The sequence below is a fragment of the Streptomyces sp. H39-S7 genome (assembly GCF_027158205.1).
GTDB lineage: Bacteria > Actinomycetota > Actinomycetes > Streptomycetales > Streptomycetaceae > Actinacidiphila.
The window spans coordinates 1-7765 of the sequence record NZ_JAPVLU010000109.1 but is presented as its reverse complement, the minus strand read 5'-3'; the positions used below and the strand labels follow the sequence as shown (position 1 = coordinate 7765).

At 69.6% G+C, this 7765-nt stretch carries 5 protein-coding genes and 1 pseudogene; 2 read left to right on the top strand and 4 right to left on the bottom strand.

Annotated elements, in window-relative coordinates; translation table 11 throughout:
* A partial coding sequence (locus O3X23_RS43310; RefSeq protein WP_269280735.1) for an MMPL family transporter occupies positions 1–1446 on the bottom strand: 1446 nt, incomplete at its 3' end.
* A gap of 336 nt (positions 1447–1782) precedes the next feature.
* On the opposite strand from O3X23_RS43310, the pseudogene O3X23_RS43305 reads away from it, so the two are divergent.
* Positions 1783–3345, top strand: a pseudogene (locus tag O3X23_RS43305) (alpha-amylase family glycosyl hydrolase); the annotation flags it as partial.
* 209 nt (positions 3346–3554) lie between these two features.
* On the opposite strand, the gene O3X23_RS43300 reads toward O3X23_RS43305, so the two are convergent.
* The 3 genes from O3X23_RS43300 to O3X23_RS43290 all read right to left on the bottom strand — a co-directional run bounded on the left by O3X23_RS43300 (position 3555) and on the right by O3X23_RS43290 (position 5849).
* Positions 3555–3797: a DUF6480 family protein gene (locus O3X23_RS43300; RefSeq protein ID WP_269280732.1), complete on the bottom strand. Its 243-nt coding sequence runs from the start codon at positions 3795–3797 to the stop codon at positions 3555–3557.
* A gap of 214 nt (positions 3798–4011) precedes the next feature.
* Positions 4012–4701, bottom strand: a complete 690-nt coding sequence (locus O3X23_RS43295; protein ID WP_269280728.1) for a response regulator transcription factor — start codon at positions 4699–4701, stop codon at positions 4012–4014.
* A complete protein-coding gene (locus O3X23_RS43290; RefSeq protein WP_269280725.1) occupies positions 4698–5849 on the bottom strand; it encodes a sensor histidine kinase in 1152 nt (383 codons plus the stop codon). Before O3X23_RS43290 ends, O3X23_RS43295 begins: the two co-directional genes overlap by 4 nt.
* 184 nt (positions 5850–6033) lie before the next feature.
* Between O3X23_RS43290 and O3X23_RS43285 the strand changes: the two genes are divergently transcribed.
* The gene (locus O3X23_RS43285; protein ID WP_269280722.1) at positions 6034–7695 is read left to right on the top strand and encodes an alpha/beta fold hydrolase; all 1662 of its coding nucleotides are present in this window, start codon (positions 6034–6036) and stop codon (positions 7693–7695) included.
* Positions 7696–7765 lie beyond the last annotated feature (70 nt).

Genomic DNA, 7765 nt, shown 5'->3' with positions numbered 1-7765 from the left:
GTCGGCTGCCGTCCCCGTACGCAGCCGTTCGATCGTGCCGTGCTCCCCGGCCGAGTCGGGCGCGGCCGACGGGAAGGCCTCGATCTCGGTCCAGCCGTTCGCAGTCCTGCCCTTCGCCGCCCCCGCGACACCGCCGGTGGCACGCACCCCGGCCAGCACCGCGTCGGCACGGGCGCTGGGGGCGAGCACGATGACGGCCTGGGCGCTGCGCTCGGGGAAGGCCCGCTGCAGTGTGTGCGCGGCCGTCGCGGACTCCGAGGTGACGGTGAAGGTGTCGTCCTGGCGCAGGTCGCCGGGGAGGTTGCCCATGCCGAGCGCGAGCGCCCCGACGGCGATCACGGAGGCGGTGAGGACCGCGACCGGACGGCGAAGGACGAGCGCGCCGATCCGGCCGTAGAAGCCGCCGCCCGCCTTCCTCGGCTCACTGCCGTGGGCGGGGATCAGCGGCCAGAACACCCGGCGGCCCAGCAGCACCAGGACGGCCGGGAGCAGGGTGGTCATCGCGGCGAGCGCGCAGACGATGCCGATGGCACCGGTCGGGCCGAGGCCACGGCTGCTGTTGAGGTCGGCGGCGAGCAGGCACAGCAGCCCGGCGACCACGGTCGCGGCGGAGGTGAGCACGGCGGGGCCGACGCCGCGCAGGGCGGCGCGCATGGCCTCGTACGGTTCCGGCCGACGGCGTAGTTCGTCCCGGTAGCGGGCGATGAGCAGCAGTGCGTAGTCCGTTCCCGCGCCGAAGATGAGGACGGTCATCACCGAGGAGCTCATGCTGGAGACGGTCAGTCCGAAGGCTTGCACCATGGCGTAGACGAGGGCCATCGCGGTTCCCGCGGCGACGCCGACGGCGACCAGCGGCACCAGCCACAGGAACGGGCTGCGGTAGGTGACGATCAGCAGGAGCGCGACGACGGCGACGGTGCCGATGAGCAGGGTTCCGTCGATGCTCTGGAAGACGGTCTTGGCGTCGGCCAGCATCCCGCCGGGGCCTCCGACCCGGACGGTCAGCCCGTCCGGCAGGTCCTTGGCGATCAGCACGCGGACGTCCGCGACCACGTCCTCGGGTTTTCCGGCCTTCTCCGCGATCGACACCGGTACCATCAGCGTCCGGCCGTCCTTCGCCGCCACGACCCGGGGTGCGCCCCCCACCAGTTCGTACGCGGCGTCCACGGACGCCGTCTGCCGCTGGACGGCGGCGCGGTCGCTACCGGTGATCCCGGAGGCACGGTCGTAGACCAGCACGAGGTCGGTCGCACCGCCGCCCGGCATCGTCTGCTGGATCTTCGCGACCTGGGTCGACTGAGCACTTGCCGGCAGGTAGTCGACGGCGTCGTCGTGCTTGACGCCGTCGAGTTTTCCGGCGAACACCCCGGTGACGGCGAGTATCACGATCCAGAACCCGATCACTGCCCATGGCAGTGCTGTGCGTTTCGCTCTCGCGGCCCCCATCAGGGCCTCCCCTCGTGGAACGACTGGTTTTCTGTGCACCAGCCTTCCGTGGGGGAGGCCCGGTCTCGTCACGCTCAGGGCCGAAGGGCGGCCTACTGCCGGGGGTGTGGAGGCTGCCGCGTACTCCCGGGGGAGTACGTCGCCGCAGTACTCCCAGCGGTCCGGACACGGGCGCTGGAGGGCGGCGGTTCTGCCGACGGGTGCAAGGCCCGTCAGGGGATTGCGCAATCCCACACCCGGGGCCCATCTCCGCCGCTCACAGAGGGAGTTCCCCGTACTGTCGGCCTGCTCGGGATACCGGTGAACGGATCGCGTCCCTGCCCTTTACGTCTTTGACGCTGGGGCGCCAAGGGCCTGTTCACGCCGACGGTGTACGGCGTGCGGGACACCCAGTGGTCCTGGTACTACGACGAGAAGGAGGAGGGCTTCGAGTACGACGGCCTGACCCTCGACCCGAAGACCGGCAAGTCCTACTACAACGGTGACATCTGGTCCACCTCCGCGCCGACCGGGAACACCTGCCTGAACTGGGGCAAGCCGACCGGGCAGCGCAGCCCCCAGGGGTACACGCTCTACAACTGCCAGTGGCCCGGCCCCAGGACCGGGCTGTTCCCGGCGAAGTACTTCCACCCGTGCTGGATCGGCAATTGGGAAGGCGAGGACTCGCGCTCCTGCTGGCTCGCCGACGACCTGGCCGACTTCAACACCGAGAACCCCGAGGTGCAGAACTACCTGATCGGCGCCTACGACAAGTACATCGACATGGGCGTCGACGGCTTCCGGGTCGACACCGCCGTGCACGTCCCCCGCGTGACCTGGAACCGCCGGTTCCTGCCCGCGATCCAGCAGCGTGTCGCCCAGGACTGGGGCGCGGACAAGGCGCAGAACTTCTACGTCTTCGGCGAGGTCGGCGCCTTCGTCAACGACAAGTGGAACTGCGGCTCGGTCAACCACTCCGCGCAGTTCTACACCTGGAAGGAACGCAAGGAGTACACCGCCGACGACACCCAGGCGGCACTGGACCAGTACACCTACGAGGAGCAGCTGGGCACCGGCAACCAGCCCACCTCGACCAATGCGGTCCTGGACGGCAACAATTACCACGCCCCGGATCACAGCACGTTCTCCGGCATGAACATCATCGACATGCGGATGCACATGAACTTCGGCGACGCGCACAATGCGTTCCACAACGGCGCCGACTCCGACGACTCGACCAACGACGCCACGTACAACGCGGTCTACGTCGACAGCCACGACTACGGTCCCAACAAGTCCTCCGTCCGCTACGCGGGCGGGCGGGACGCGTGGGCCGAGAACATGGCGCTGATGTGGACCTTCCGCGGCATCCCCACGCTTTACTACGGCTCGGAGATCCAGTTCCAGGCGGGCAGGACCATCGACTGCGGGCCCAGCTGCCCGCTCGCCACGACCGGCCGCGCCTACTACGGCGACCACCTCGAAGGCACCGTGACCGCCTCGCAGTTCGCCACGGCCGACAGCGTCACCGGCGAGGTCGCCACCACCCTGGCCCAACCGCTCGTCAAGTACCTGCAGCGGCTCAACCAGATCCGCCGCGCGATCCCGGCGCTGCAGATGGGCCAGTACAGCACGGAGCACATCACCGGCGGTGGCATGGCCTACAAGCGCCGGTACGCCGACGCCGCCTCGGGCGTGGACAGCTTCGCCCTGGTGGCGGTCACCGACGCGGCCACCTTCACCGCGGTTCCCAACGGCACCTACGTCGACGCCGTCACCGGCGACCGGCGCCTCGTCACCGACGGCACCCTGGCCATCGCCGCCCCCGGCAAGGGCGACATGCGCGTGTACGTACTCGACCTCGGCGGAAGGAACACCGCACCGGGCAAGATCGGCACCGAGGGCCCGTACCTGAAGTAGCGGCTGCTCGGTGAGGTCCTTGCCGTCGGAGCGGGCGGCAGTGGCCGGTGACTCCTGCTGTTGATGCGTCCGTCCTCGGCCGGGACCCGAAAGGGGAACGGGTGGTGCCGGCCGGGGACGAGCGCGAGAGATCACAACGGCGGAGGAGCAGGGCCAGGGCGGCGAACAGCCGAGCCGCAACGACCAGCGGGGGGCGTCGGCTCAGCACGTCACAGCATGAGCTCGATGGCCCGGCCGAGCATGCCGGCGATGAACAGGGCCACGACGACCATGATGATAATGATCGGCATCCTCCCCCAGCCGCGGCTGAGCGGCTGGCGTTCCGGACCGTCCAGACAGGACACCCCGGACTCCGCCGGTGGCGTCTGGCCGGGCTGCTGGAGGGCGTCTTCGGGAACGCCCAGCCCCTCGTCGGGCAGGTGCGGATTCGCCGTGCTGTGGTGGATGCTCATTGGGCAACCTTCCGATCGGGCGACCGTGCAGGACCCCCGCCCCATGGTGTGACCTGTTCCTATTGTTGCAAATCGTGATAGATCAGGCTAAAAAACTTGTCACGCCTGTTCAGAGCCTCCACGAAGCTGCATGATGCCCGTTGGGAGAGCGTGGAGGTCGGCCGCTGTCGGCTGCGATCAGGTTTGTCCAGCCCGGTCCGCTCCCCGCAGGGCGTCAGCTCGGTCGGGAGGGTCCTTCCACCGGAACCGCGCCGATGCGATATCCGGCCCCGGCGACCGTGACGATCACGTCGGGCGGTCCGAGCTTGCGCCGCAGGCGTGCCACGGTCACCGGAACGGTTTTGGTGAACGGGTCGGCGTTCTCGTCCCAGACCCGTTCCAGTAGCTGCTCGGCGCTGAGCGGCAGCGGGGCGGCTGCCAGGAGGGCGGCCAGCACTTCGAATTCCTTGGGGGACAGCCGCAGCGGGCGGCCGCCGCGCACCGCGGTGCGCAGCGCCGGGTTGAGTTCGACGCCCGCGGCCCGCAGGATCCGAGGCTTGGCCGACGGCCGCCGCCGGGCCAGGGACCGAACGCGCAGGATCAGCTCGGGGAAGTGGAAGGGCTTGGGGAGGTAGTCGTCGGCGCCAAGGGTCAGACCCGAGACGCGCTCGCCGGGCGAGACCGCGGCGGTGAGCATGATGACCATCGCGGGTTCCTCGGCGGCGGTGATCTGCCCGCACAGCACGTCGCCGTGCAGCCCGGGCAGGTCGCGGTCGAGGACGACGACGTCGTAGTCGGTCAGCGCGGCCTTCTCGGCGCCGGTCAGGCCGTCGTAGGCGACGTCGACGGCCATGCCCTGGTCCCGTAGGCCCTCGGCGATGTCGTCGGCCAGCCGGCGGACATCCTCCACGACCAGCACCCTCACAGCCGCACCTCCGCGCGCAGGCCGCCCTCGGCCCGGGCGTGCAGGGTGAGCTGTCCGTGGTGCGCCGTCGCGATGGCTTTCACGATCGACAGGCCCAGGCCGGTGCCCGGCCGTGAGGTGCGTTCGGTGCCCAGGCGCAGGAACGGCTGACCGAGCAGATCCACTGAGCGCTGGTCCAGCACGTCGCCGCTGCTTTCTACGAAGAGCCGGCTACGGGCCTGTCCGCCGGCCGCCCAGCGTCCCAGGCCTGCGGGGATCGTCGTGGTCGTCACGCGCATCCAGCCATCGGTCGTGTTGTGCCGGACCGCGTTGTCCACGAGGTTCTCGACGAGGCTCGTCACGAGCATCGCGTTGCCCTGCACGGTGGCCAGGTCCAGCCGGCGTTCGACTGTCAGATTCTTCTCGGCGATCGCGTCGGCGCGGGCGTCGAGCGCCGACGCCGCCAGCACCGACAGCACCACGGCGAGCACCTCCGTCCGTCCGTTGTTCTGCGCACGGGCCAGCAACAGCAGTCCTTCGAGCAGCCGGTCGGCGGCGTCCAGTCCCTCGCGGAGCTTCCCGGCGAGCACCTTCACCTCGTTCGCCGGCTGCGGCTTGCCCACGGCGACGTCCACCGAGGTGCGCATCATCGCCAGCGGCGTCCGCAGCTCGTGCGAGGCGTTCGCGACGAACTGGCGCTGCGCCTCGAAAGCCTGCTCCAGTCGGGCGAGCAGAGCGTCGATGGTGTGCGCGAGCTCGCTCATCTCGTCCTGCGGTCCGGGCGGGGAGAGCCGCTCGTGGAGGTTGCGTTCGGAGATGCGCCGCGTCTTCGCCGCCATTGTCCGCAGCGGGGCGAGGACCCTCCCCGCGACGACCCAGCCCAGCGCGGTGGACATGACGGCCATCAGGGCCAGCACGGCCAGCGACTGGACGAAGACCGCCCGGACGGTGTGCGAGGTCGGAGTGACCAGCATGTCCACACCCCGCACGTTCGGTGGCAGGGGAGTACCGGGCAGTTGGGCGGCGATGATCATGTCAGGCGGTGTCGGCGGGGCGTCGGGGGCGAACGTCGCCAGGATCGGCTGGCGGAAGACCACCAGCCACGCGATGGTCAGCAGCACCGTCCCCGACACCAGGAAAAGGGAGGTGTACAGGAGCGTCAGCCGCATGCGAATAGTGCGTGGACGCCAGGCGATCCGCACCCTCCACCACCCCCGTCGTCTTCGTGTGTGCCCGGCCCAGTATCGGCGTGCGACGGCAACAAACCGATAACAGCGGCTGTGAAGCTCCTGTTGCCGTCCGTCGCGTAGACCTGGAGCCGACGGAGCATCAGCCCCACCAGTGGAGGAGATCATGCGTCATCGCATGCGAGCAGCGGCGTTGGCAGCCGTGTCCGGGATCTGCCTGAGCATCACCAACACGGGATGGGCGGCCGGCGCCGATACCCCGCCGGCCGCGGTGTCGCCGACGGTGAGCTGGCAGTCCTGCCCGAGCTACTCCGACGAAGTACTTGAGTACCTCCGCATCCGGCCGGAGGACCGGACGACGTTCCGCGACCTGTGGGCGCGGACCGAATGCGGCACTGTCAGGGTCCCCTTGGACTACCGAAAGCCGCAGGGTGAGCAGATCACCGTTGCCCTCACCCGTCTGAAGGCCAAGGACCGGACACACCGCCTCGGCAGCTTGTCGATGAACCCCGGCGGCCCGGGCGGCAGTGGTTACCTGATGCCGACGATGCTGGTCCTGCAGAGCCCGACCGTCGCCCAGCTCAACGACCGTTACGACCTCATCGGCTTCGACCCGCGCGGCGTCGGCTACAGCACCTCCTTCGACTGCCCGCGCACCGGCCCCGGCGGCCCGATGATGCCCGAGACGCAGCAACTGACCAAGGAGCAGCTCAAGACGATGTACGACGACCAGGCCAAGGAGAACGCCGCCTGCTCGTCAGCGAACCCACGATTCCTTGCGCAGCTGACCACCGCGAACGCCGCGCGCGACCTCGACGGGATCCGGCGTGCCCTGCACGAGAAGACGATGAACTTTTTCGGGGCCTCGTGGGGGACGCAACTCGGCGCCGTCTACCGCAGCATGTTCCCGAAGACGATCGGCCGGATGTGGCTGGACAGCGTGGTCTCCCCGCGCGCCTACGACCTCGCCTACCGTTTCGACTACTCGGCACGGACCACCGAGCAGCTCTTCGCCCTGTACGCGGACTGGCTGGCGGCCCGCGACAGCACCTACGGCCTCGGCGACAGCGCGGCGGAGGTACGGGCGACGGTGCTGGCCATGCGCCAAGCCGCCGACGCACATCCCTGGCAGTTCTCCGACCTGCCCCTGCCGCTCGGCGGCGGCTTCATCGCCTTCCTGGCCTCAGCCACCAACTTCGACTGGTCGCGGGCCGCAGAGATCCTGCACGCCCTGACCACCGCGACGAACGGCGGTCCCGCCCCGCAGGTCGTCAAGGACGTCATCGGCATTCCGGACGGCCCCCCGCCCGAGCCCCCGGCCGGTACGCCGGCGGGTTTCAACGACACGGCCGGCCACGCCTACCTGTGCAACGAGGACACCAGCGCACGCGAGTTCGAACCCCTGTGGCAGGAATACCAGCGCAACCTCCGCCGCAACCCGATCACCGGCGAGATCACGGCGCTGCGCCCGACCTGCGCGGGCTGGACGCTTCCGGTGCAGCGGTTCCAGTTGCGGCGCAGCACAGGGTCGCTGCAGATGTCGGGGCACAAGTACGAGACGTCGACGCCGTATCGGTGGGCCCGCCAGATGCAGGACGCGATCGGCGGGAACGTGCTGACCGTGGAGGACTTCGCGCACGGATCGCTACCGTTCGTTCCGGAATGCGCGGCCCATCTCGTCGCGTACTTCGACACCGGGAACCCGGACAACGGGACCTGCCAGGGGATGCAGCCACGGGACGAAGCGTCCGGCAATCGGACCGCATCGTCGGCCGCCCGACCCACCACCTCGGTCACCACGTCGTCCGGCATTCGGCTTGAGCTGTGACGACGCCGTAGCCGGGCAACCCACGCCATGCTCCGGGCGGGGTCCTGACTGACGGGACCCCGCCCGGAGC